This window comes from Pseudomonas sp. Bc-h, assembly GCF_002080045.1.
GTDB lineage: Bacteria > Pseudomonadota > Gammaproteobacteria > Pseudomonadales > Pseudomonadaceae > Aquipseudomonas.
The window spans coordinates 145,779-169,495 of record NZ_MUIN01000008.1; the positions used below are offsets into that span (position 1 = coordinate 145,779).

Below are 23,717 nucleotides of genomic sequence, written 5' to 3' on the forward strand. Positions count from 1 at the left end.
GCCAAGATAGTGGAAGTCGCCCACCGATGCAAAACACCAAGCTCTTGCTAACCAGTTTCACCTTCGTGGGACTGCTCGCACTCGCCGGTTGTTCATTCCCCGGGGTTTATAAAATCGACATCCAACAGGGCAATGTCGTCACGCAGGACATGATAGACCAGTTAAGGCCCGGAATGACCCGTCGGCAAGTAAGGTTTATCATGGGCAACCCCCTGTTGACCGACACGTTCCACGCTGATCGCTGGGATTACCTGTACAGCCTGCAGCCTGGTGGCGGCGAACGCCAACAGGAACGCATCAGCCTGATATTCAATGCCAACGATCAACTGGCGAGCCTCTCCGGCGACTTCAAACCGGGCGTGAGCCGCGACGAGGCGATCCTCGGCAAGAGCAGCGACACCATTGTTACCCCCGAAAACAAAGGGGAACAGCAGCCTCAGAAGGAAGAGCCGCCGAAACCGGGCTCCCTGCTGGAACAGATCCAGAACGACGTCGACAAGGTCGAAACCGTTCCTGTCCCGACTCAAGAACCGCTGGATACCAATCCACGCTGATCTCGCTGGCATCCAGAACCAGCACAAAAAAGCCCGGCACTGCCGGGCTTTTTTACGCCTTTCAATCGAAGCGATGAAAAACTTAAATCGGTTTATCTACGCTTTCCGGGCCCTCGCAGCCTTCTCTGCACGCATACGACGTATCTCTTTCGGATCGGCCAACAACGGGCGATAAATTTCGACCCTGTCACCCTCCTCCAGTTGACGCACCTGCGGATCAGCAACCACCCTGCCAAAGATCCCCAAGGGACATTGCGCCAGATCCAGTTCCGAGAACCGCTGCGCGATCCCCGACGCCGTCACCGCGCCCAGCACCGTAGTGCCCTTGGGCACACCGAGCTTGATCAGTTCCTGGCGATCGACCGCGGCATACACCACCTCGATGCTGATCATCACCTCAGCCATGCAGCTCTTTGGCTCGCTGGCAGAAGGCGTCCACCAATGTATTGGCTGCCTGATTGAACAGAGGGCCCAGGGTGGCCCGCACGATGGATCCGGAATAATCGAAGGACAGATCAAGGCTGATCTTGCAGGCCTTTTCACCCAGCGCCTTGAAGGTCCAGACGCCATGCAGCTGACTGAACGGTCCCTCTTCCAGATTCATTTCGATGGTCTGGCCTGGTGTCAGCGTGTTGCGGGTAACGAAGTGCTGACTCAGCCCACCCTTTGCCACCTCGACCCGGGCACGCATCGAAGTATCGCTCTGCTCCAGCACCGTGGCGCCGGAACACCATGGCAGGAACTCCGAGTAGTGAGCCACGTCGTTGACCAGGTCGTACAGCACCTGAGCGGGATACGGCAACAGGGCCGAACGTTGAATATGCGTAGTCATGTCAGCGTCATTTCCAAAGCTGAGCGGCAAACACAATCAGAATGCCGATCGGCGCCACATAGCGCATCAAAAAGAACGTCAGAGCGAAGAGTACCGGACTGCGCACTGACAACTCGTCGCGCACCGCGTCTCGGCCCATCACCCAACCTGCGAAAATCACAAAGCACAATCCACCCAACGGCAACATGATCCGCGAGGTAAAGAAATCGATCACGCCGAAGAAATCCAGCCCCGCGGTCGCACCCCACTGGTAGAGGTGAAACGCGCCGCCTTCGTTCACGAAGAATTTGGCCTGCTTCCAGATGTTGAACGAGAACACTGTCCCCAGCCCAACGAACCAGCAGATGAACGATAGCCAGAACGTTACCCAGCCACGACGCACCTTGGTGCGCTCCACCAGATAAGCCACCATCGGTTCCAACAGCGAGATCGCCGAACTCCAGGCTGCCACAGCGACGAGGATGAAAAACACCACGCCCATGACCGTGCCGAACGCTACGTTACCAAACGCGTACGGCAAGGTAACGAACATCAGACCCGGGCCCTCGCCGGGATTGAGGCCGGCCGCGAACACAATCGGAAACAATGCCAGACCCGCCAGCAGCGAAACGAAGGTATCCAGCAGCGCGACACCAACCACGGTCGCGCTGATCGACGCTTCCTTGGTCATGTACGCACCGTAGATCATGATCGAGCCAACACCCACACTCAGCGAGAAAAAGGCGTGCCCCATCGCTGGCAACAAGCCCTCCATGATCTGCTCGGGCTTGAAGTCGAACATGAAATGCACGCCTTCCATGAAGTGCCCGGTCGTGAGGCTGTAGCCCAGCAGGATCACCATCAACACGAACATCAAGGGCATCAGGATACGCAGGCTGCGCTCAAGACCAGCGTTCACGCCCTTGGCGATGGTGATCGCCGACAGCAGCATGAACAGCGTGTGCCAGGCCACCAGACGCCATGGGTCGGCAATCATTTCGCCGAAGAACGCGCCCACGCCATCGGGGGTCACGGCCTGAAAATCGCCCTTGCCGACATCGATGATGTATTCCAGCGACCAGCCGCCGACCACACTATAAAAAGAAAGAATCAGCAGCGCGGTGATCATCCCGGCAAACGCGCCCCAGGACCACTTACCCGAATGCCCCGCTTCGCGAGCGAGCACCTTCAAGGCATTGGCCGGGCTTTGACGGGCGCGGCGACCGATCAGGGTTTCGGCCATCATCACCGGAATGCCGATCAGCGCGATGCACGCCAGGAACACCAGCACGAACGCGCCGCCGCCATAGACGCCAACCATGTAGGGGAATTTCCATATGCTTCCCAACCCCACGGCGGAGCCGGTGGCGGCCAGGATGAACACCCAGCGACTCGCCCAGCTACCGTGAACCGAAACCTTGTCCGTCGACATCGTTGACACGTCCAACACGCAAAAAAGATCGCGCATTGTCCGGGATTCACTCAACGTGCTCAAGCACACAGCTTCAGCTTGCAGAGCCCATAGCCGAGAGCACCGTTGATCCCTATAATGCGTCGCCTATGGCTAAGCTCAAGAAACATCCCACAGGGACCATCGCGCAAAATAAAAAGGCGCGTCACGATTACTTCATCGAACACAAGTTCGAGGCCGGTCTGGTCCTGGCTGGCTGGGAAGTAAAAAGCCTGCGTGCCAACAAGGTGCAGCTGGTGGACAGTTACGTGCTGCTCAAGGACGGTGAGGCCTGGCTGATGGGCAGCCACATCTCTCCGCTGACGACAGCCAGTACCCACGTCATCGCTGACCCGACACGCACCCGCAAACTGCTGCTCAACAAGCGCGAGCTGGAAAAGCTCACAAGCTCCGTTCAGCAGAAAGGCTATGCCTGCGTGGCCCTTTCCCTTTACTGGAAGCAGCACTTGATCAAGTGCGAGATTGCTTTGGGTAAAGGCAAGAAGGAATACGACAAGCGCGACACCGAGCGCGAACGCGACTCCAATCGCGAGCTGCAACGCGCCGTGCGGAACAAAGGCAAGGAAGACTGACAGTCGCCGATCTAGCGCTGACTTCCCAGTAGCAGCATGGCTTTCCGGCGGTGGCGATTTCAAGGGCGCCACCGTTGGCAAGCCGTACTGCTACAGAAGTCGCATACGCTTTAGATGCCGTTACGCCGCTCGGCACGCGCTGTGCGCTGAACCTGCTGACGCACCTCCTCCAGCACTTCCTGCACATAGAGCAGATGACGACTGGACACCTCTCGGGCATCGTCCGCCCGCCCTTCGATAATCGCCAGATACAGCTCACGATGCTGATTGATCAGCATGTCGCGAGTCTCTGCGCGCTGCTTGTACATCCCGCCGATATTGGTCACGACGTTGCGTCGCAACAGATCGAACAAACCGCGAATGGTGTGCAGCAAGACCGCGTTATGGCTGGCCTCGGCAATCGCCAGATGAAAGTTCGCATCGGCAGCGCCCTCTTCCGCGCGACTCACTTCATCGACCCGGCTGTAGCAATCCTGCAAAGCATCGAACGCTTCACGCAGCCGCGTGCGGTCGACATCAGTCGCGCGTATCGCCGCGTAATAGGCGCATGAGGCTTCAAGGGTGTGACGGAATTCCAGCAGGTCGCGCTGCGCTTCGGGGCTGCTCTCCAGCAGATGCAGCAATGGATCGCTGAAGGTCGATCCCAGGTTTTCAACGACATAGTTGCCGCCGCCCTGGCGACTCACCAGCAAGCCTTTGGCGGTGAGCTTCTGGATGGCTTCGCGCAGGGAGGGACGCGAGACGCCGAACTGCTCTGCCAGCGCGCGCTCTGCGGGCAGGCGTCCACCTGCCCTGAGCGTGCCCTCGAGAATCATTCGTTCGAGCTGTTCGACAATATCGTCAGACAAGCGGCGCTGCCGCACCTGATCAAAGCCCATATACCCCTTCACTCCACATCCACAACTGCCCCGTCACACACAACGACAAAGGGCGCATATTCTCGCTGATTGTGATGAGACATTCACCAAGCAGCTGTAGGACAAATCACCGATTCAAGCAAAAAGCCGGATAAGTGCTACAAAAGTTCTAGGGCCTTAAATTGACACACCAAGGCCAAGGCTTTTAACCTAGCGCCAAGACATTGTAAATTGGTATTACCAATTTACGAATGCCGGCGACTAGTGGTCATCCTCCACGACACGCCGCAGGCAATTCGCGACGGCGGAATGCTTGAGCTGGTGAGCTGTGCGACTCGTTCGTCAGCACCGGCAGGAAGACAGACAAGCAGTTGTCGCCTGCAGGAGCCGCGCACGTAAGACATGGACACCGGGCCTAACCAACAACAATTAGGGGCCTCCTACATGCAAACCTGGCAACAGCTCTACACACCTCTCGGCAGCCTGAGCCTTTCGGCGCTGGCTGCAGTCGTTCCAATCGTGTTTTTCTTTCTCGCGCTGGCCGTATTCCGGCTTAAAGGGCACGTTGCAGGTGCAATCACCTTGTTGCTGGCCGTCCTCATTGCAATCTTCGCGTTCCAGATGCCAGCTGACATGGCCGTCGCTTCGGCGGTCTATGGCTTCCTCTACGGTCTGTGGCCCATCGCCTGGATCATCATCGCGGCGGTATTCCTCTACAAACTGACGGTAAAAAGCGGCCAGTTCGAGATCATTCGCAGCTCGGTCATGTCGATCACCGACGACCAGCGCTTGCAGGTCTTGCTCATCGGCTTCTGCTTCGGCGCATTCCTTGAAGGTGCGGCAGGCTTCGGCGCTCCGGTAGCGATCACGGCAGCATTGCTGGTAGGCCTGGGCTTGAACCCGCTTTACGCAGCAGGTCTGTGCCTGATCGCCAACACCGCGCCAGTGGCTTTCGGTGCGTTGGGGATTCCGATCATCGTCGCCGGCCAGGTGTCGGGCATCGACGCGTTCAAGATCGGCGCCATGGCGGGCCGTCAATTGCCGCTGCTGTCGGTCTTCGTACCGTTCTGGCTGATGTTCATGATGGACGGCGTGAAGGGCGTGAAAGAAACCTGGCCAGCGGCGCTGGTTGCAGGCGGCAGCTTTGCCATCGTGCAGTTCCTGACCTCCAACTACATTGGCCCGGAGCTGCCAGACATTACCTCGGCACTGGTCAGCCTCGTGTCCCTGACCTTCTTCCTGAAAGTCTGGCAACCGGCTCGCGCAGCCGACGCGCAGGTCGCCAGCGCGGGCGGCGGTGCAGCCGTGATGGGCGGCGGTCCTGGCGGCTTCGGTCAGCCACGCACCACCAAGAAATCCCCTTACTCCACCGGCACCATCATCAAAGCCTGGTCGCCCTTCCTGATTCTGACCGTGATCGTGACGATCTGGACCCTGAAGCCGTTCAAGGCCCTGTTCGCCGCAGGCGGTCCGCTGCAATCGCTGACGATGAACTTCCCGGTACCGCATCTGGATCAATTGGTGATGAAGGGCGCGCCAATCGTCGCCAACGCCACCGCAATGCCGGCCGTTTACAAGTTCGACCTGCTGGCGGCCTCGGGTAGCGCGATTCTGGTTTCGGCCATTCTGGCGATGATCGTGCTGCGTATCAGCGCCAAAACTGGTATTACCACTTTCAAAGAAACGCTGATCGAGCTGCGCTGGGCCATCGTGTCCATCGGCATGGTGCTGGCATTCGCCTTCGTCATGAACTACTCGGGTATGTCTTCGACACTCGCGCTGGTGCTGGCGGGAACAGGTGCGGCATTCCCGTTCTTCTCGCCATTCCTCGGCTGGCTAGGCGTGTTCCTGACCGGCTCCGACACCTCGTCCAACGCGCTGTTTGGTTCGCTGCAAGCAACCACTGCGCATCAATTGGGTGTCAGTGACGTGTTGATGGTGGCCGCCAACTCCAGCGGCGGCGTGACCGGCAAGATGATTTCTCCGCAATCGATCGCAGTCGCCTGTGCAGCTACCGGCCTGGTCGGCAAGGAATCGGACCTGTTCCGCTTCACCCTCAAGCACAGCATCTTCTTCGCGGCCATCGTTGGCTGCATCACCTACGTTCAAGCGTACTGGTTGACCGGCATGCTGGTTCACTAAGAGACGAGCGCCGGGCGTGCCAATGCGCGCCCGGTCGCTGCCCCGCTCACTCAACGTTGCGAGACCCCATGATCATTTCTGCTTCCACCGACTATCGTGCCGCAGCGCAACGCAAGCTGCCGCCGTTCCTGTTTCACTACGCCGACGGTGGCGCCTATGCTGAGCACACCTTGCGTCATAACGTGTCAGACCTGTCCGAAATCGCCCTGCGCCAGCGCGTTCTGAAGAACATGTCCGAGCTGAGCCTGGAAACCACCCTGTTCAACGAAACAATGAGCATGCCGATAGCGCTGGCCCCGGTGGGCTTGTGCGGAATGTACGCTCGCCGGGGGGAAGTCCAGGCGGCTCGGGCTGCCGCGTCCAAGGGCATTCCTTTTACCCTGTCCACCGTGTCGCTGTGCCCGATCGAAGAAGTCGCGCCCGCCATCGACCGTCCCATGTGGTTTCAACTGTACGTTCTCAAGGATCGCGGCTTCATGCGCAACGCCCTTGAGCGCGCCAAGGCGGCTGGCGTCAAGACGCTGGTCTTCACTGTCGACATGCCGGTTCCCGGCGCTCGATACCGTGACCTGCACTCAGGCATGAGCGGCAAGAACGGCCCTATTCGTCGCGTATTGCAAGCCATGACCCGCCCTCAATGGGCGTGGGACGTAGGCGTGAACGGCCGTCCTCACGATCTGGGCAACGTCTCGGCCTATCGCGGCAATCCTACCGGCCTGACCGACTACATCGCCTGGCTCGGCAACAATTTCGACCCGTCGATTTCCTGGAAGGACCTGGAGTGGATTCGCGACTTCTGGGACGGTCCGATGATCATCAAGGGCATTCTTGACCCGGACGACGCCCGCGATGCCGTGAAATTCGGTGCCGACGGCATCGTCGTTTCCAACCACGGCGGCCGCCAGCTCGATGGCGTGCTGTCCAGCGCTCGCGCCCTGCCAGCCATCGCCGACGCCGTAAAGGGCGAAATAAAGATTCTCGCCGACTCCGGCATCCGCAGCGGTCTGGACGTGGTGCGCATGATCGCACTCGGCGCCGATACCGTACTGATCGGCCGCGCGTTCATCTATGCCCTCGCCACCCACGGCGAAGCCGGCGTGAAACACTTGCTCGACCTGTTCGAAAAAGAGATGCGCGTGGCGATGGTGCTGACCGGCGCCAAATCCATCAGCGAAATTTCCCGCGATTCGCTGGTTCGCGAACTCGGCGCCTGAGCGCAATCCGTAGAGAACGCACGCGGCACGCCAGATGCCGCGGCGCCACGATGATGACCCCGTGAGGAAGACCGTATGAGCCTGCCCGCCGCCTTCCTGGCCGATGTGAAGCGCCTGATTCCCGCCGGGCGCCTGTTCGACGATCCACTGTCGACCCTGGCGTTTGGCACTGACGCCAGCTTCTACCGCTTGATTCCCAAGCTGGTGATTCGCGTCGAATCGGAAGACGAAGTGGTCGAGTTACTCAAACTGGCGCAGGTCGACCGGGTACCGGTGACCTTTCGCGCAGCGGGGACCAGCCTTTCCGGACAGGCGATCAGCGACTCTGTCCTGATGGTGCTTGGCGATAACTGGAATGGCCGGGAAATCCGCCGCGACGGCGAGCAGATCCGTCTGCAACCCGGCGTCATCGGCGCCCAGGCCAATGCCTGGCTGCTGCCGTTTGGACGCAAGATCGGCCCGGACCCGGCGTCGATCAATGCGGCCAAAATCGGCGGCATCGTCGCCAACAACTCCAGCGGCATGTGCTGCGGCACGGCGCAGAACACCTATCACACTCTGGCAGGCATTCGGCTGGTACTCGCCGATGGCACGCGCATCGACACCGAGGATGCTCAGAGCGTTGCTACCTTCCGTGTCAGCCACGGAAAACTGCTCGACCGCCTGGCTGAACTGGGTCGCGAAACCCGCGCCAACACCGAGCTCGCGGCCAGGATTCGCCACAAATATCGCCTGAAAAATACCACCGGCCTGTCGCTCAACGCCTTGGTCGATTTCGACGAGCCGCTGGATATTCTCAGTCATCTGCTGGTCGGCTCAGAGGGGACGCTCGGGTTCATCAGCGCAGTGACCTACGACACGGTGCTCGATCACCCGAACAAAGCTTCGGCGCTCATCATATTCCCGGATGTTGAAACCTGCTGCAATGCGGTCACCGTGCTGAAAACCCAGCCTGTGTCTGCGGTGGAGTTGCTCGACCGCCGCAGCATGCGCTCGGTGCAGAACAAACCGGGCATGCCGTCGTTCGTACGCGAACTGTCTGAAAACGCCTGCGCCCTGTTGATCGAAGCGCGCGCAGCAACCCAGCCTTTGCTGCACGAACAACTGGCGCAGATCATGGCGTCGATTGCGCATTTCCCAGTCGAGAAGCAGGTCGATTTCACCGAGGACCCGACCGAAAACGCCCGCCTGTGGGCCATCCGCAAAGACACCTTTCCTGCCGTCGGCGCGGTGCGCGAAACCGGCACCACAGTGATCATCGAGGACGTCACCTTCCCGGTCGAACAACTGGCCATGGGCGTTAGACGGCTGATCGAGCTGTTCGACAAACACCACTATGACGAAGCGATCCTGTTCGGCCACGCGCTGGAAGGGAACCTGCACTTCGTCTTCACCCAGGGCTTCAATGACCCTGAAGAAGTCGCCCGTTATTCGGCGTTCATGGACGACGTCACACAGCTGGTGGCCGTAGAGTTCAATGGCTCGCTCAAAGCCGAACACGGCACCGGCCGCAACATGGCGCCTTTCGTGGAGCTCGAATGGGGCAGCGACGCCTACCAACTGATGTGGAAACTCAAGCGCCTGCTGGACCCTAACGGCATCCTCAATCCAGACGTGGTACTGAGCGAAGATCCGCAGATCCACCTCAAAAACCTGAAGCCCATGCCCGCCGCCGACGCCATCGTCGACAAATGCATCGAATGCGGTTTCTGCGAACCAGTGTGCCCGTCGAAAGGACTGACTCTGAGCCCACGCCAGCGCATCGTGATGTGGCGAGACATTCAGGCGAAGAAGCGCGCAGGCACCGACACCACCGCGCTGGAGCGCGACTTTCACTATCAAGGCATCGACACCTGCGCTGCCACCGGGCTTTGCGCGCAGCGTTGCCCGGTCGGCATCAACACCGGCGAGCTGGTCAAAAAGTTGCGCGCCCAGGAAGCCACCCATGGCAAGGCCGCTGGCTGGTTGGCGCACCACTTCACTACAGCTTTAAAAGGTGCGCGCTTTACGCTGCATGCCGCCAACGGCGCGCGCATGGTGTTGGGCGCGCCGAGGCTGGCGAAGATTTCCGCTGCACTGACCAAAGCATCATCCGGGCGCGTGCCGCAATGGACCCCGGCCATGCCACAGCCGGAAAACGCCATCCGCTTCAGCCCTCCGGTTGAGGATCAGCGCCCACGTGTGGTCTATCTTGCGGCCTGTGTTTCGCGGGTTATGGGCCCGGCGGCGGCGGATCACGAACAGATGTCCTTGATGGACAAAACTCGAGGCCTGCTGAAAAAAGCCGGTTACCAAGTGGTATTCCCCGAGGATCAGGACAACCTCTGCTGCGGCCAACCCTTCGCCTCCAAAGGCTACACCGAGCACGCTGAAGAGAAGCGACAGCAACTGTTGGCCGCGCTGACCAAGGCCAGTCGCGGCGGCCTCGATCCGATCTACTGCGACACCAGCCCCTGCACGTTGCGCCTGGTTCAGGACCTCAAGGAAACCCGTCTTGATCTGTACGACCCGGTGCGCTTCATCCGCACCCACCTGCTGGACAAACTGGTGTTCACGCCCCAGCAGGAAGCCATCGCGGTTCACGTCACCTGCAGCACCCAGCATCTCGGTGAAAGCCAGGCGCTGATCGAACTGGCGCGACTGTGCAGCGTCAACGTGGTGATTCCAGAAGGCATTCATTGCTGCGGTTTCGCCGGTGACAAAGGCTTCACCACCCCTGAGTTGAATGCCCACTCCCTACGCACTCTGAAAGACGCCGTGCAGTACTGCAGCGAAGGCATTTCCACCAGCCGCACCTGTGAGATCGGGCTCACCCAGCACGGTGGCATCGACTACCACGGGCTGGTCTACCTCGTTGATCGGGTCACACGACCAAGATCCGCTTGATGCACACAAATGGGGCGAAATTCGCCCCATTTTGATGACACATCCTGCAACATGGCTTTTTCACACCACTTGCGAAATAAATAGAACCCCTGCGATAGCGCACAGTCCATCTCTTTAAGCGCCACATCCACTGGACGCTTATTCCTCTATCTCGGACATCGGCCTCAACGAACCGGCCATACCGAGTCCACAGGCTTAAGGAGATACACATGAAGCGCACAGCACTGACTGGATTGTTTCTTACCGCTGCACTGTTGGGTTCCCCGGTATTCGCTGCTGACGACCTGTGCGGCGCCAACCTGCAGACGTTGAAGGATGCTCAGAAATCCGCCAACACCAACCTGAGCCCCGATACCAAAAGCGAGACAGGTACCGCGTACGATCAGGCGATGACCGCGCAAAAGGCTGGTGATGACAAGAAATGCATCGAAATCACCACCAAGGCCATTCAGGATCTCAAAACCATCGGCTCCGGTAACGAAGGCGCGAAGTAATGATCGGCACGGGCCGGCCGAAAGCCGGTCCGCCCATCTGCGCAGAGGCTTGAGGTCGACGTATCCTATTGATTCGGGTACACTCCTCGACCTGACTGCTAGAGCAGCAGAATTGGGGCCGATTAGGATTCGACGCCGGTGATGAAACTCTAGGGGCATGCCGACTTGGTAACAGAAGTCGTAAATCCACTGTTGCAACTTTCTATAGTTGCCAATGACGAAACCTACGGGGAAGCACGTCTCGCCGCGTAAGCGGTGAAACCCTTCCTTCTGGTAGCTTCGGCTCCAGCAATCACCAGGGGATGCCTGTAAACCCAAAGTGATTGTCATACAGAACAGGATCGCCGTGCAGTACGCTGTGGACGAATCGGCTAAAACTTACACAGCTCGCCCAAAGCACCCTGCCCGTCGGGTCGCTGAGGGTTAACTTAATAGACACGGCTAAGCATGTAGGCCCGAAAGCGGAGTACTGGCGGACGGGGGTTCAAATCCCCCCGGCTCCACCAAACATAAAAAAGACGTCCTCGGACGTCTTTTTTTGTGCCTGCAAAAAACTCAAACCGGCACCGGCGCACTCCCCGAAACCAACCCGGCATCGCGCAGTGCATCCCAGAACGCAGCTGGAATTACAGCCTGTAGCGCTGCAACATCCTCAGCGATTCGCTCCGGGCGGCTTGCCCCTGGAATCACCGCAGCCACCGCCGGGTTGGCGAGGGCGAATTGCAGGGCGGCGGCCTTGATGTCGACGCCGTGGGCCTGAGCGATGCGTTTGATGTGCTCGACCTTGGCGATGATTTGCGGGCTGGCTTTCTGGTATTCGAAGTGCGCGCCGCCGGCCAGAATACCGGAGCTGTAGGGGCCGCCGACGACGATGTCGGTGTTCTGGGCCTTGGCCTCTGCCATCAGGCGCTGCAACGCGCGTTCGTGGTCCAAGAGGGAGTAGCGGCCGGCGAGCAGAAAACCGTCGGGGTTTGCTTCTTCAAGCCCCAGGGTCAACTCGATGGGTTCGACGCGATTCACGCCCAGGCCCCACGCCTTGATCACGCCTTGCTCTTTCAGGCGGGTCAGCACCTTGAAAGCACCGGTGCGTGCCTGTTCGAAATACTGCAGCCATTCGTCACCGTAGAAGTCCTGAGCGATGTCGTGAATCCAGACGATGTCCAGGCGGTCGGTCTTCAGGCGCTTCAGGCTGTCTTCGATGGAGCGCATTGTGGCGTCGGCGCTGTAGTCGTTGACGATCTTGTTGCGCAGGCCGTGTTCGAACACGCCGCTTTTTTCGCCGAGGTCGCGGGCGCTGTTATCCAGTTCGTCGAGGATCACGCGGCCAACCTTGGTGCTGAGCACGAAGTCGTCGCGTTTGTATTTGTGCAACGCATTGCCCAAACGAATTTCCGAGAGGCCGGCGCCGTAGAACGGCGCGGTATCGAAGTAGCGAACGCCTGCTGCCCATGCGGCGTCAACGGTGACCAGCGCTTCGTCTTCGGGGATGTTGCGGAACATGTTACCCAGTGGTGCGGTACCGAAACCCAGCACTCCGGGGAGTTTGTCTTTCAAGCTCATGGTTCTGTTCTCCAGATCGTCTGTGGGTCGCTGTTGCGACCGTTGAGCCGATCCTAGATTGCCAAGCCGAGACCGTCCAAGACACAATGGGAAACACTTGAGACCCTAAGAGCATTACCATGATCGATCTGCGCCAGCTTCGCTATTTCGTCGTCGTCGCCGAAGAGGAGCATGTCGGCCGCGCAGCGGAGCGGCTGCATATTTCGCAGTCGCCATTGAGCCGTCAGATTGCTCAGCTGGAAGAACGCTTGGGTCTGGTGCTGTTCGAGCGCAGCCAGCAGCGCATTAAGCTGACCACCGATGGCCGCACGTTCCTGAGCGAAGCACGGGCGCTGCTGACGCATGCCAATCGGCTGGAATCGCTGGGCAAGCGGTTGGGCCGTGGTGAAGAAGGAGGCTTGTGCATCGGCTATATCGAGCAGGCGATGCACGCCAATGTGCTGCCAGCGGCGTTGAGTGCGGTGCGCGAAATTCGGCCCGCCATGCATGTGGCGCTGTACAACCTCAATTCCTCCGACCAGCTCGAAGGGCTGCGTCAGCGCAGTCTGGACGTGGCGCTGGTCAGCGAGCCGCCCAGTGATGACGACCCGGATCTGACCCACCGCCAGTTGCTGGAAGACCCGATGTTATTGGCCCTCCCCGTCAATCATCCGCTGGCTGACGTTGAGCGCCTGACTCCGGCCGATCTGCAGGATATGGACTGGATCGGGGTGAAATCCAGCCAGGGACAGAATCACCACGATGACTTTGTCGCGGCCTGTATTCGCGCGGGTTTCACCCCGGAAATACGCCTGGAAGCCGCCGAACCGTACACTGCCCTCGGCCTGGTAGCCGCTGGGCTCGGCATCGCGATGACGCAAAAGAGCCTTAATCAGGCCGCTCATCCGGGCGTGGTGTTTCGCGAGCTGCCATGGCTGACGTTCACGATGCCGTTATGGGCGGCGTGGCATCGGGTCAATCTGCGGCCGCTGGTGGAAACCTTTCGGCTGATCCTCACAGGGCCTGAATCTGCGCCATTCAACCCGAATAATACAGTGGTCAGTTTTTCCAAAGAGCAATGACCGAACTGGATCGCCGTCCAGCATCAGAGGCTGCGTCTCTTGCGGTTTAACCGAATGAGCATCGACGCGTATTGAACAACGTGCCCGAGAATCCCGGAAGATAGCCATCAGTCCTTCGATCTGAGAAAGGACCGAACGTTGACGGCGTCATTCGGTCGAATGGGGCATGCAATGTTCGCATTGCATCCCCGAATAAGAAGGAGACACCCATGGTTACTCACTTCAAGGTTTCAGGACACTTGGCATGCGGCCACCACGGCGCGAACTTGAGTTCCAGCACCGATCTCAAGAGTGTCAAATGCCGCTCCTGCCGCAACACCGATGCTTTCAAAGAAGCCCAACGCGACAGACGCAACGCTGCACGCAGAACTGCACGTAAAGCAAAATCACCTCATGTCGCAACTGACTGGCGCGGAGCCTGGACCGAGCATCTGACCGCAATGCCCGGTACTCACCGCCTGCCTCGCGGGTTTGGCGGACAACCAAGCGTTTAGTCGCCGGAAATTCATCGTTTCACCTGCGCGCCGTGAGCCACTTTGACGCATGGGGCGCAGGTTGTGACAACGATAACAACGGCGTAGACTCCGCCTCATCTGGTCGTACCCTCCCATACTCATAATATTTTGCTGACTGCATGCACCGCACAGGCCTTGAGCCTCGCGCGGCGTTTTTGCTTGTTGGCATTTTGTAAGTGTGAACTCGACGACCCTGGCTGTTCGAATCTTTATCTTGAGGCTGACGCGTCCTTCAATGAACACCACCGATGCTCGCACTGGAAGTTGGCTCAGCGTCATCGCGCTGGCCCTGGCGGCCTTCATTTTCAATACCACCGAGTTCGTGCCTGTCGGACTGCTGAGCGCGATCGGCCATAGTTTCGACATGACCACCGCCCAAGTCGGCCTGATGCTGACGGTCTATGCATGGATCGTTTCTCTGACGTCGCTGCCGATGATGCTGATGACTCGCAACATCGAGCGGCGCAAGTTACTGACGTTCGTGTTCATCCTGTTCATCGCCAGTCATGTGATGTCGAGCATGGCTTCGAGCTTCAGCATGTTGCTGGTCAGCCGCGTCGGCATTGCGCTGGCTCATGCGGTCTTCTGGTCGATCACCGCCTCGCTGGCGGTCAGGGTGGCGCCCGCAGGCAAGCAGGTGCAGGCCCTTGGGCTGTTGGCCACCGGCACTTCGCTGGCCATGGTGCTCGGCATCCCGCTGGGTCGCGTGTTGGGTGAAGCGCTGGGTTGGCGCATGACGTTCCTGGCCATTGCCGGCGCTGCCGGGCTGACCGTGCTGGTGCTGATCAAATCGCTGCCACTGCTGCCGAGCCAGAACTCGGGCTCGCTGCGCAGCCTGCCACTCCTGTTCAAGCGTCCGGCATTGGTCTCGCTGTACGTGCTCACCGCGCTGGTGATTACCGCTCAGTTCACGGCCTACAGCTACATAGAACCTTTCGCACAGGTCGTTGGGAAGATGAGCGGCGACATGATCACCATCGTCCTCTTGCTGTTCGGCGGCGCGGGCATCCTTGGCTCTGTCGTCTTCAGCCGCTACAACAACCGTTACCCACGCGGCCTTTTGGTCACCGCCATTGGTGCGCTGGCGTTGTGTCTGGTTCTGTTGCTGCCGTTGTCCGCCAAGGCGTCCTGGATTGCGACGTTGAGCGTGGTCTGGGGCATGGCGATCATGTGCTTCGGTCTGGTCATGCAGGCCAAGGTACTGGCGATGGCACCGGACGCGACGGACGTTGCAATGTCGCTGCACTCGGGCATCTACAACATCGGCATCGGCGGCGGCGCACTGCTCGGCAGCGTGGTGATCAGCCAGCTGGGCATCGCCAACATCGGGCTGGTGGGCGGGCTGGTGGCGATCAGCGGCCTGCTGCTGGCGTGCCTGGCGACCTATCGCTACGGCGAAACCCTGCGCGCCTGAATGCGGTCTGCGTTGTGGGAGCCGGCTTGCTGGCTCTCACAGGTTTATCCCGTAGGGGCACAGGATTAAGCCTTCATTTCCGGGTTCCCACGCCAACCATCATTCCTGTCGATATCCAACATTCCTGCATTTGCCTTCCGCTCAAAATTCAGGGGCGTACTATCACCTCACACCCAGACACGAACCGAGGGCAGGAAAAATGGTTATTCATCTTCTGACTTGCTTGACGCTGACAGCTTTCACCAGCTACGTCGTCGCCCTCAAACTTTTCGCGCTGCAACCCGTGCCTGTCACGGCGGACGAAAACGTTAATCGTGTTATGGCACGGGCCAACTAAGGCCCAAGTAGCTGACACTTATCAGCACCTTTTACCGTCCAACTTTCTGTTTGATGCGGAGCACTCGACATGACCCGAGACGTCACCCTGCACGTTAGTTTTCCCGACTTTGGAAAAAACTATTACTCACAACATGTCGTCACTCGTAAACAGCGCCACAGCCTGATTGAAGACAAACGTTTCGACGCTTTCATGATGCCGTCGGCGGAAAACCACTTCAGTAATGAAGTGGTGGGCTTCAACGATCAGTTCCGTTTTCTGACTGATGTGTTAGCCATGCATCTGCTGGAAGTTGAAGCGGCGCGACCTGCCAGGCAAACCCGCCAACCGGCTCAGTCGCGCAGTCTGTAATCACAGGCCATTAACGTAGATTGTCGCGAGCCTCGTGCTCGACATCAGTCACGTTAATGGCCTGTTGCTTTTCCGCTCCAGGCCCCCTCTCCGCGCTACCCTCAATCGACCCGCAATCAACATTCAGTGCACTTGACGCTTGATTCCTCTCATCCAGGCTGTGTTGATTCAAAATTATTGAATCAAAAGTGCATTATTTCGAATTTGCCTCCTGCCCGCTTTCTGGCCACAATCGCCGTGCTTTGAGTGCGACCGGATAGCTGCCGCAACAGCTCTCCATTGTCGTTCTGCCCTTTGAAATATCTGGCACTTGCCCCTTTTGTGCGGGAGCTCTGTCCCTGCCGACGAGCTCCTTTTTTCGTCCTGGAACTTCATCGTTTGAAAACGCTTCTGCGCAGCTTCATCCCCCATTCCCTCAATACCCATCCGGCCGAATGGTCCCGCGCGGCCTTGGGCGCCTGCCTGGGTATTTTCATCAGTGCGCTGGTGAGCAGACAGTTGTTCGGCATCGACGTCACCTTGCATCTGCTAGGGCCGGTAGGCGCGTCGGCGGTGCTGTTGTTTGCCGTGTCGACCGGCGCGCTGGCGCAGCCATGGTCGATCATCGGTAGCTATCTGATCTCGGCCTTGGTTGCCGTGCTCTGCATCCGGCTGTTCGGCAACACAGTCACCGCCGCCAGTGTCGCGGTGTGTTCGGCGATTCTGATCATGTGCGTGTTTCGCTGCCTGCATCCACCAGGCGCAGCAGTGGCCATCAGCATCATTACCTCCAGGCAGGAGCTGTCAGCGCTCGGTTTGCAGGTGTTATTACCGGTGATGCTCAACGCCGCCTGCCTGCTGATCACCGCGCTGATCTACAACAACCTGACGCTGGTGCGTTACCCCCGCCCTCACGGGAAAACCACGCACGGACAGGAGGCGGCAACGCCTGAGCCAAGCGGTTTCAGCAGCGAGGATCTGGACAGGGCGCTGGATGACGTAGGGTCGTTCGTCGATGTGTCACGGGAGGACCTGGAGACGATCCTGCACAAGACCGAAGAGAACGCGCAGCATCGCAACCGGACCGACATCGATACCAGGCAGATCATCTCGCGCAGCACGCAAAGCCTGTCGCTGGAGCATTCAGTGGCGGACGCGATGAAGATGCTGGCCGGGCACGGCAGCAAATACCTGCCGGTGCTCGACGCCGATCGCAAGGTGATCGGCATCATCAGTCTGGTGGATTGAGGCGTGAGAGGTGTTCAGCCCGTATGCATCAAATCAACGGGTCCCAACGCTGCGACCAATCGCCGTTTTCCTTGGCGATCTCACGCAGCAACTCGAAGGCGCGACGCAGGGTCGATGACGGATTGTCCCGCGAGTAAACAAGGTAAGTCGGATAGCTGAACTCGGGCGCCAGCGGCACGCGTTCGACGATTCCACGGTCCAGCCACGTCTGCACCACACGGGTACGGAAATAGCCCGCGCCGCCGTTATCGAGGATGTATTGCAGCGCGAACGGCCCCAGATTGAAGGCCACCGCCGCTTTGGACTTCTCGGGCATCGCTGCGTCGTGCTGCCGGCGAAACTCAGGGCCCCAATCGATATAGACGTAGGGCTCGGGCTTGCCGACCACACGTACCAGAATCAGCTTCTCTTCGAGCAACTCCTCGACCTGAAGACTCGGCCAGTACGCGGGCTGATAAACCAGAGCAGCATCCAGTACGCCGCGCTCGATGTCTTTCATTAACGCATCGCCCTCCTTGACCTCCGAATGCAGTGCGTAATCAGGAATCGCCTTGCGAATCTCGCTGACCCAACTGAGCATCAGCGGGTTGCACAGACTCATTTCCGCCCCCACCCGCAACACATGGCGATAGCCGTCGGGCAACGGCAATTCGCGGCGCGCAGCGTCCCAGGTCTGCACCAGTTGATTGGCGAACACCACGAACGCTTCGCCGTCCGAGGTCAGCTTTGCCCCGGTGCGATTGCGGATGAACAACGTGCAGTTGAGGTGACTTTCCAGTTTCTGCACGCGAGCCGTGATGGCGGTCTGGGTGACATGCAGTTTTTCAGCGGCGGCCATGAGGCTGCCCAGGCGAACGATTTCGAGAAAGGTACGGGCGAGGTCGATGTCCATCGGTACGGCTTCTTGCGTCGTGGAGGCGCCGTCATGTTAGCGCAGCGGCTGGCGATGTTCCGGCAAAAACGTCAGCGGTATCCGACGTGAAACATGCGAGCCATCTGGCGAAAATCAGAAATCCGCTGTCTCATGCAGCAGGTTCGTACAGATCACGAGCCCCTTACCTACCTTTCTGCGGAAAACAACATGAAACACGCCCTGCTCACCGGCCTGCTCCTGACTGCATTCGCCCTGCCCTTCGCGGCGTCTGCCAACGACGACAACAGTCAGTGCCAGATAAACCTGAGCAAAGTACGAGATGCCAAAGTCGCCAAACCCAATCTCAGCGATGCCGTTAGAAGCGACGTCGACACCACCGTCCACCGCGCCGAATCAGCGTTGGCGCGGCACAACGACGATGGGGCCAGAGAGTGTGTTTCATTGACGCAGCAGGCGCTGCAGAAAATTCAGAGTAACTAGGCCAGCGCATGCAATCCTGCCCCTTGTAAGAAGGAGTTGCTCGCGATGAAGCCTGCACATCCAACACATTGCTTGCGTCTGGGTGTCAGTCTTCGCGAGCAAGCTCCCTCCCACGAGTTTGGGTTGTGCCAGTGGCTGAGCGCAGCCATGCCCTCACATCACTTCAACACCAACAATCGATAAACCCCCGCCTCGCTCTCGATCCCGTGGGTGTCATGGGTGAAGCCCGGGAATGACTTGTCGAAGCTCTCCAGCGCCTTGAGATAGGCCAGCAATGGCCCGTCAGCAGGCCCGGCATTTTCTCCCGGCATCAGCAGCGGAATCCCTGGTGGATAAGGCACGATCCCCGTCGCTGCGAGACGCCCTGCGGCTTCTTCCAACGTCACCAGTTCCACCTCGTTTCTGACCAGCTTCTCATAGGCTTCTACCGGGCTGAACTCGGCTTTGGGCAACGTCCCGAACGCCTGCGACATGGCGGCAGTGGTCTTGGTTTTCTTCATTGCGGCGAAGATGTCTTCGGCCAGATCTTTCAAACCCATACCGGCATAGCGCTCATGATTGGCGGTCAGCAGATCGGGCAGGCACAGCTCCAGTTCCAGGTTGGTGTCGTAATCTCGCTTGAAGTCCAGCAGCGCATTGACCAGCGTGCCCCACTTGCCTTTGGTGATGCCGATGGAAAACAGGAACAGGATGGTGAAATCGGTGGTTTTCTCGACCACGATACCCTGCCGCCCGAGATAGGCCGTGAGCACACAGGCCGGGATGCCGAAGTCGAGCAGGTTGCCGTCGTCGCCCATGCCTGGGCTGAGGATCGACACTTTGATCGGGTCGAGCATGCAATAGCCGTCTTCGATGTCGCCGAAGCCGTGCCATACCTCATTAGGGTGCAGCACCCAGCAGCTCGGGTCGGTCTTGAGCCTGACCGGATCGACCTCGTGAAACGCAATCGACGTCGCACCTGCCTGCACTGAGGGTGGCTGCCAGCATGAAAAGAACCAGTCGTCGTTAGCGAGCATGTCGCTCTGCATGCGCGAGATGACTTGCCGGAAAGCGATCGCCTCTTCAATGGATTCGGTGGTCAGGATATGCCCGCTTGGCGCTTCCATCATCGCCGAACTGACGTCGCACGAGGCCATGATCGCGTAGTTCGGCGAGGTCGAGGCATGCATCATGTACGACTCGTTGAAGCGCCCATGGGGAATCGGATTACGCCCGTTGCGCACATGGATCATCGAGGCCTGAGACAACGCCGCCAGCAGCTTGTGGGTCGACTGGGTGGCGAACACCGTCGGCTTGGACGGGTCGTGATCGTCCGGGCTGCCGTGCATCGCGAAGCGATCCTTGTACAGCGGGTTGAAGCGCGCATAGCCATACCAGGCTTCGTCAAAGTGCAGCCGGTCGACGCTCTCGCCCAGCAGTTCTTCAACGCGAGTGACGTTGTAAGTCAGGCCGTCGTAAGTGGAGTTGGTAACGATGGCGTGCACCGGTGTCGGATCGATGTGGCTCTTGACCAGCGGGTTGTTGGCGATGGCCGCCTTCACGCCCTCGGCGCTCAGGGTTTGCGGCAGGATCGGCCCGATGATGCCGAAGCGGTTTCGGGTCGGCACCAGGTAGGTCGGAATGGCCCCGGACAGCGTCATCGCATGCTCGGCGGATTTGTGGCAATTGCGGTCGCACAGGGCAATCTGGTCACGCGTGACGCTCGCCATGAGGATCACGCGGTTGGACATCGACGAGCCGTTGGTCACGTAGTACGTGCGATGGGCGCCGAACACCTTGGCCGCGTAACGCTCACCCTGACCGATGGGGCCGCTGTGATCGAGCAGCGAGCCCAGTTCGCCGACTGAAATCGACAGGTCGGAACGCAGCAGATTCTCGCCGAAGAACTCATAGAACGCCCGACCTGCCGTGCTTTTCAGAAACGCCGTGCCGCCCGCATGCCCCGGCGTGTGCCAGGAGTATTCATAGCAGCGGGCGAACTTCAGCAGCGCACCGAACATCGGCGGCAGCACCGCCTGACGATAGCGCTCGATGGCGGCCATGATCCGGCCACTGAGGAAGCGGCTGGTGTCTTCCGGCAGCCAGATGAAGTCGTCCGCGTGCTGCATGACAATCAACGGGACATTCGAGGCCGTGCTGCGATCACTGATCAGAAACACCGGTACGCGGGTGTTGCGCTCGCGCAGCGCAGTCAGCAGATCGATGCATTCCTGGTGGTCTTCGCTGTCGTCCATTTCCCAACTGAGCAGCACGCACTGGATCGCCGGATCGGTGCTGAGAATCGACTTGGCGTCGCTCAGGCTTTCCGAGGTCAACACGCTGATGGCGCGGTCTTCCACATCGCTGATCAGCTGGATCAGTGCCCGGCCGAACACGCTGCGTTTGTCGGGCTGCTTGCTGACGAGCAACGCCAGCATGCCGAGCAGGTGTCTGTTTTCCGTCATGATTGGGTCTCCAGTTGGGCAGAGTTCAAGTTATTAACAGGGACAGGCTCACCGACGATGTGCTGCGCGGCGACGGTTTGTGTTGGCACGCTGTTATTGAGTGCCTCGAGTTTGATCAGGCGGGTGTTGACGAAACCGAACAGCGTGTAGCCGATGATGGTCGCCACGCCGCCGAGCATCAGCGCCTGAGCGCCGGAGCTGTACAGCGCCAGATAGCTATAGGCCGCCGCGATCCAGGCGACGATATTGGTAATGAGCGCCTTGTCCGCCGGGACGTTGGACACCTTCTGCAGCGTCATCAAGGTGGCCATGGACAGGATGTAGGGCACCAGGTTGGTGACCACCGCCAGGTTCACCAGGGTGTCGAACTGCTTGGCCAGGTCAGGGCTGATCGTGAGCAGGGCCATGGCGGTCTGCATCGCCAGCAGGATCAGCATGCTGATGATCGGCACCCCGTGCTTGTTGGCCTTGGCGAAGATCGGCAGGAAGTAACCGGTGTCCGCCGAACTCTTGAACACCTGCGCCACGGTGAACTGCCAGCCCAGCAGCGAGCCGATGCAGGCCAGAACCATCAGGCCCATGACGATGTTGCCAATCATCGGGGTGAACATCTTGGCGAACACCAGCCCGAACGGCGCAGTGGAGGACACCAGTTCCGCGTTATCGACAATGCCGGCGATCACGTTGGTGGACACGATGTAGATCACCGCCGCACCCAGCGTCCCACCCAGAACGGCAATGGGAACGTTCTTCTCGGGATTTTCGACGGCATCGCCGTTGGCGCACGCAGACTCCAGCCCGAGAAACGCCCACAGGGTAATCGCCACCGAAGCGCCAGCCGCCTGATACCAAGCCATGCCGTGAGGGTTCCAGCCCGCTGCGTAAATACTACTGTCGAACCAGAACCAGCCAACAGTGGAGACCAATACCACGGGTGCAATGACACCCCAGACCGTCACTGCGCCGATCTTGCCGGTAATGCTCGCGCCGCCGAAGTTGGCGAAGGTGGTAATCCACAACAACGCGATGGTCGCCAGGCCAACTTGCAGCGAACCGAGCTGTATATTGAACAGGGTCTGGATATAACCCACCGCCGTGATACTGATCGCCACGTTGGCAATCAACAACGACAGCCCGTATGTGTAGTTGGTGATGTAGTTGCCGGACTTGCCGAAGGTGTATTCAGCATATCCGCCCATGCCACCCGTCTTGCGGCTGAGCATGCCGCAGCGGGCAAAGGCGTATGCCAGAGCCAGCGAGCCGGTGGCCGTGATCAGCCAGGAAAGGATTGAAATACCGCCAACCTCGGCGAGTTTGGTAGGCAACAACACAATGCCGGAGCCCAGCATGTTGACGGCGGTCAACATGGTCAGCTGTCCCACGCTCATTTTCTTTGCGACTGACATTCCGTTGCCCCATTTGATGAAGTGAGAGGCTTTTAGCTATAGCAAAGGTTTGTTACTAAGCAAGAAAGTCAGACTTTATAAAGCAATAGCCAAGAGCCACCTTTTTATGAATTCGAAGTAGGTGACCCGGACTTTTAAATAAAAAAATAACTTGCCGCTTCAAACGGATGGATACGCTAAATGCCTGACACCCAACATAACGTCAGGTATTCGATGGGCTTTGATCTGGGTCAAGCCGCGCCCGAATACCTGAGTCACTCGTTCGATCAGTTGGCCAGCGTGTTCTTCAAACGCGACATCACTTCGAGGTCTGTTCGCTCGAAACGCAAGGGCGTTACCGACACTCCGCCATGGGTCACAACGAAGGTTTCGCTGTCATCGAAATCCGGACGCTCGTGACGATCGATATTCAGCCAGTAGTACCCTTGCTCGCGCATGTCGGTGCGTTTGGTGATGTTCAAACCGTCCATGCGCCCGATGCCCTGCCGGGTGATCTGAAGCGGTTTCGCCTGTTGCGGTTCGACGTCGGGGAAGTTGATGTTCAGGCAAACGTCGGCCGCCCATTCCATGCCAATCACCGCGCGAATGACGTCCGGCGCGAGCGCGCGTGCAGTGTCCCACCTCACGGCATCGCGACGGGTGAAAAACTGGCTCAGGGCAATCGATGGCACGCCCAGCAGCAACCCGGCCATGGCTGCGCCGACGGTACCGGAAAACATGGTTTCGACGCCCAGGTTGGCGCCCTTGTTGATCCCGGAAAGCAGCAGTTGCGGCGGCTTGTCCATCAGCTCGCGCAAACCGATAGCCACGCAGTCGGCCGGGGTGCCCGACACCGAATAACGTCTCTCGCCCCGAGCCTTCACCCGCAGCGGATGGTGAATGCTCAAGGCATGGGAAATCCCGCTCTGATCCTGCTCCGGCGCGACGATCCACACTTCGTCCGCCAGCTCGCGGGCCACGGCCTCCAGGACCTCCAGCCCCGGCGCGTCGATGCCGTCGTCGTTGGTGATCAGGATCCTCTCGATTCGCGGGCTCGACATGTTTCTC

General features: G+C 59.3%; 21 protein-coding genes and 1 other RNA gene. 13 read left to right on the plus strand and 9 right to left on the minus strand.

Translation table 11 applies throughout. From position 1 onward, the window contains the following. Positions 1-26 precede the first annotated feature (26 nt). A complete protein-coding gene (locus BWR59_RS15875) occupies positions 27-554 on the plus strand; it encodes an outer membrane protein assembly factor BamE (RefSeq protein WP_081566594.1) in 528 nt (175 codons plus the stop codon). A 96-nt stretch (positions 555-650) separates the two neighbouring features. Here the strand turns inward: BWR59_RS15875 and BWR59_RS15880 are convergent, their stop codons facing one another. The 3 genes from BWR59_RS15880 to BWR59_RS15890 are packed head-to-tail and all read right to left on the minus strand — an operon-like array spanning position 651 to position 2,797. Continuing rightward, entirely contained in the window at positions 651-959 is a 309-nt protein-coding gene (locus tag BWR59_RS15880) for an RnfH family protein (protein WP_081566595.1), read from the minus strand. Further along, on the minus strand, positions 952-1,386 hold the full coding sequence (locus BWR59_RS15885; protein ID WP_081566596.1) for a type II toxin-antitoxin system RatA family toxin: 435 nt from the start codon (positions 1,384-1,386) through the stop codon (positions 952-954). Before BWR59_RS15885 ends, BWR59_RS15880 begins: the two co-directional genes overlap by 8 nt. Positions 1,387-1,393: 7 nt before the next feature. Next, positions 1,394-2,797 carry a sodium-dependent transporter gene (locus tag BWR59_RS15890; protein ID WP_081566698.1) on the minus strand — a complete coding sequence of 468 codons (1,404 nt, stop codon included), beginning with the start codon at positions 2,795-2,797 and terminating at the stop codon, positions 1,394-1,396. A 128-nt stretch (positions 2,798-2,925) separates the two neighbouring features. On the opposite strand from BWR59_RS15890, the gene smpB reads away from it, so the two are divergent. Further along, positions 2,926-3,408, plus strand: a complete 483-nt coding sequence (smpB, locus tag BWR59_RS15895) for an SsrA-binding protein SmpB (RefSeq protein ID WP_081566597.1) — start codon at positions 2,926-2,928, stop codon at positions 3,406-3,408. Between the two features lie 110 nt (positions 3,409-3,518). Here the strand turns inward: smpB and BWR59_RS15900 are convergent, their stop codons facing one another. After that, on the minus strand, positions 3,519-4,286 hold the full coding sequence (locus BWR59_RS15900; protein WP_081566598.1) for a GntR family transcriptional regulator: 768 nt from the start codon (positions 4,284-4,286) through the stop codon (positions 3,519-3,521). 423 nt (positions 4,287-4,709) lie between these two features. On the opposite strand from BWR59_RS15900, the gene BWR59_RS15905 reads away from it, so the two are divergent. The 5 genes from BWR59_RS15905 to ssrA all read left to right on the plus strand — a co-directional run bounded on the left by BWR59_RS15905 (position 4,710) and on the right by ssrA (position 11,507). Beyond that, on the plus strand, positions 4,710-6,407 hold the full coding sequence (locus BWR59_RS15905) for a lactate permease LctP family transporter (protein ID WP_081566699.1): 1,698 nt from the start codon (positions 4,710-4,712) through the stop codon (positions 6,405-6,407). A gap of 68 nt (positions 6,408-6,475) precedes the next feature. Next, positions 6,476-7,621: an FMN-dependent L-lactate dehydrogenase LldD gene (gene lldD / locus BWR59_RS15910; RefSeq protein ID WP_081566599.1), complete on the plus strand. Its 1,146-nt coding sequence runs from the start codon at positions 6,476-6,478 to the stop codon at positions 7,619-7,621. A gap of 75 nt (positions 7,622-7,696) precedes the next feature. After that, a complete protein-coding gene (locus BWR59_RS15915; RefSeq protein ID WP_081566600.1) occupies positions 7,697-10,507 on the plus strand; it encodes an FAD-binding and (Fe-S)-binding domain-containing protein in 2,811 nt (936 codons plus the stop codon). A gap of 209 nt (positions 10,508-10,716) precedes the next feature. Then, a complete protein-coding gene (locus tag BWR59_RS15920; RefSeq protein ID WP_081566601.1) occupies positions 10,717-11,001 on the plus strand; it encodes a hypothetical protein in 285 nt (94 codons plus the stop codon). 114 nt (positions 11,002-11,115) lie between these two features. Beyond that, positions 11,116-11,507: a transfer-messenger RNA gene (gene ssrA, locus BWR59_RS15925) on the plus strand. A gap of 49 nt (positions 11,508-11,556) precedes the next feature. On the opposite strand, the gene BWR59_RS15930 is transcribed toward ssrA, so the two are convergent. Next, positions 11,557-12,561, minus strand: coding sequence for an aldo/keto reductase (locus BWR59_RS15930; RefSeq protein WP_081566602.1), 1,005 nt, complete (start codon positions 12,559-12,561; stop codon positions 11,557-11,559). Positions 12,562-12,680: 119 nt separating this feature from the next. On the opposite strand from BWR59_RS15930, the gene BWR59_RS15935 reads away from it, so the two are divergent. The 5 genes from BWR59_RS15935 to BWR59_RS15955 all read left to right on the plus strand — a co-directional run bounded on the left by BWR59_RS15935 (position 12,681) and on the right by BWR59_RS15955 (position 17,466). After that, complete coding sequence (locus tag BWR59_RS15935) at positions 12,681-13,622, plus strand: LysR substrate-binding domain-containing protein (protein WP_081566603.1); 942 nt, start codon at positions 12,681-12,683, stop codon at positions 13,620-13,622. A gap of 209 nt (positions 13,623-13,831) precedes the next feature. Continuing rightward, positions 13,832-14,116, plus strand: coding sequence for a hypothetical protein (locus tag BWR59_RS32815; RefSeq protein ID WP_081566604.1), 285 nt, complete (start codon positions 13,832-13,834; stop codon positions 14,114-14,116). Between the two features lie 256 nt (positions 14,117-14,372). Further along, the gene (locus BWR59_RS15945) at positions 14,373-15,551 is read left to right on the plus strand and encodes a sugar transporter (protein ID WP_081566605.1); all 1,179 of its coding nucleotides are present in this window, start codon (positions 14,373-14,375) and stop codon (positions 15,549-15,551) included. A 406-nt stretch (positions 15,552-15,957) separates the two neighbouring features. Further along, positions 15,958-16,239: a hypothetical protein gene (locus tag BWR59_RS15950; RefSeq protein ID WP_081566606.1), complete on the plus strand. Its 282-nt coding sequence runs from the start codon at positions 15,958-15,960 to the stop codon at positions 16,237-16,239. Positions 16,240-16,617: 378 nt separating this feature from the next. Beyond that, positions 16,618-17,466: an HPP family protein gene (locus BWR59_RS15955; RefSeq protein WP_168184492.1), complete on the plus strand. Its 849-nt coding sequence runs from the start codon at positions 16,618-16,620 to the stop codon at positions 17,464-17,466. A 28-nt stretch (positions 17,467-17,494) separates the two neighbouring features. Here the strand turns inward: BWR59_RS15955 and BWR59_RS15960 are convergent, their stop codons facing one another. Next, on the minus strand, positions 17,495-18,358 hold the full coding sequence (locus tag BWR59_RS15960; RefSeq protein WP_081566608.1) for a LysR family transcriptional regulator: 864 nt from the start codon (positions 18,356-18,358) through the stop codon (positions 17,495-17,497). A 189-nt stretch (positions 18,359-18,547) separates the two neighbouring features. Here BWR59_RS15960 and BWR59_RS15965 point away from each other — a divergent pair, with 189 nt between their 5' ends. Next, entirely contained in the window at positions 18,548-18,820 is a 273-nt protein-coding gene (locus BWR59_RS15965; protein WP_081566609.1) for a hypothetical protein, read from the plus strand. Between the two features lie 158 nt (positions 18,821-18,978). Here BWR59_RS15965 and BWR59_RS15970 read toward each other — a convergent pair whose 3' ends face one another. From BWR59_RS15970 to surE, 3 genes are all read right to left on the minus strand, one after another. Further along, positions 18,979-21,264, minus strand: a complete 2,286-nt coding sequence (locus BWR59_RS15970; RefSeq protein ID WP_081566610.1) for an Orn/Lys/Arg decarboxylase N-terminal domain-containing protein — start codon at positions 21,262-21,264, stop codon at positions 18,979-18,981. Beyond that, positions 21,261-22,670 carry a putrescine-ornithine antiporter gene (gene potE / locus BWR59_RS15975; protein WP_081566611.1) on the minus strand — a complete coding sequence of 470 codons (1,410 nt, stop codon included), beginning with the start codon at positions 22,668-22,670 and terminating at the stop codon, positions 21,261-21,263. The genes BWR59_RS15970 and potE overlap by 4 nt, the downstream gene beginning before the upstream one ends. A 266-nt stretch (positions 22,671-22,936) precedes the next feature. Continuing rightward, positions 22,937-23,710: a 5'/3'-nucleotidase SurE gene (gene surE, locus BWR59_RS15980; protein ID WP_081566612.1), complete on the minus strand. Its 774-nt coding sequence runs from the start codon at positions 23,708-23,710 to the stop codon at positions 22,937-22,939. Between the last annotated feature and the right edge of the window lie 7 nt (positions 23,711-23,717).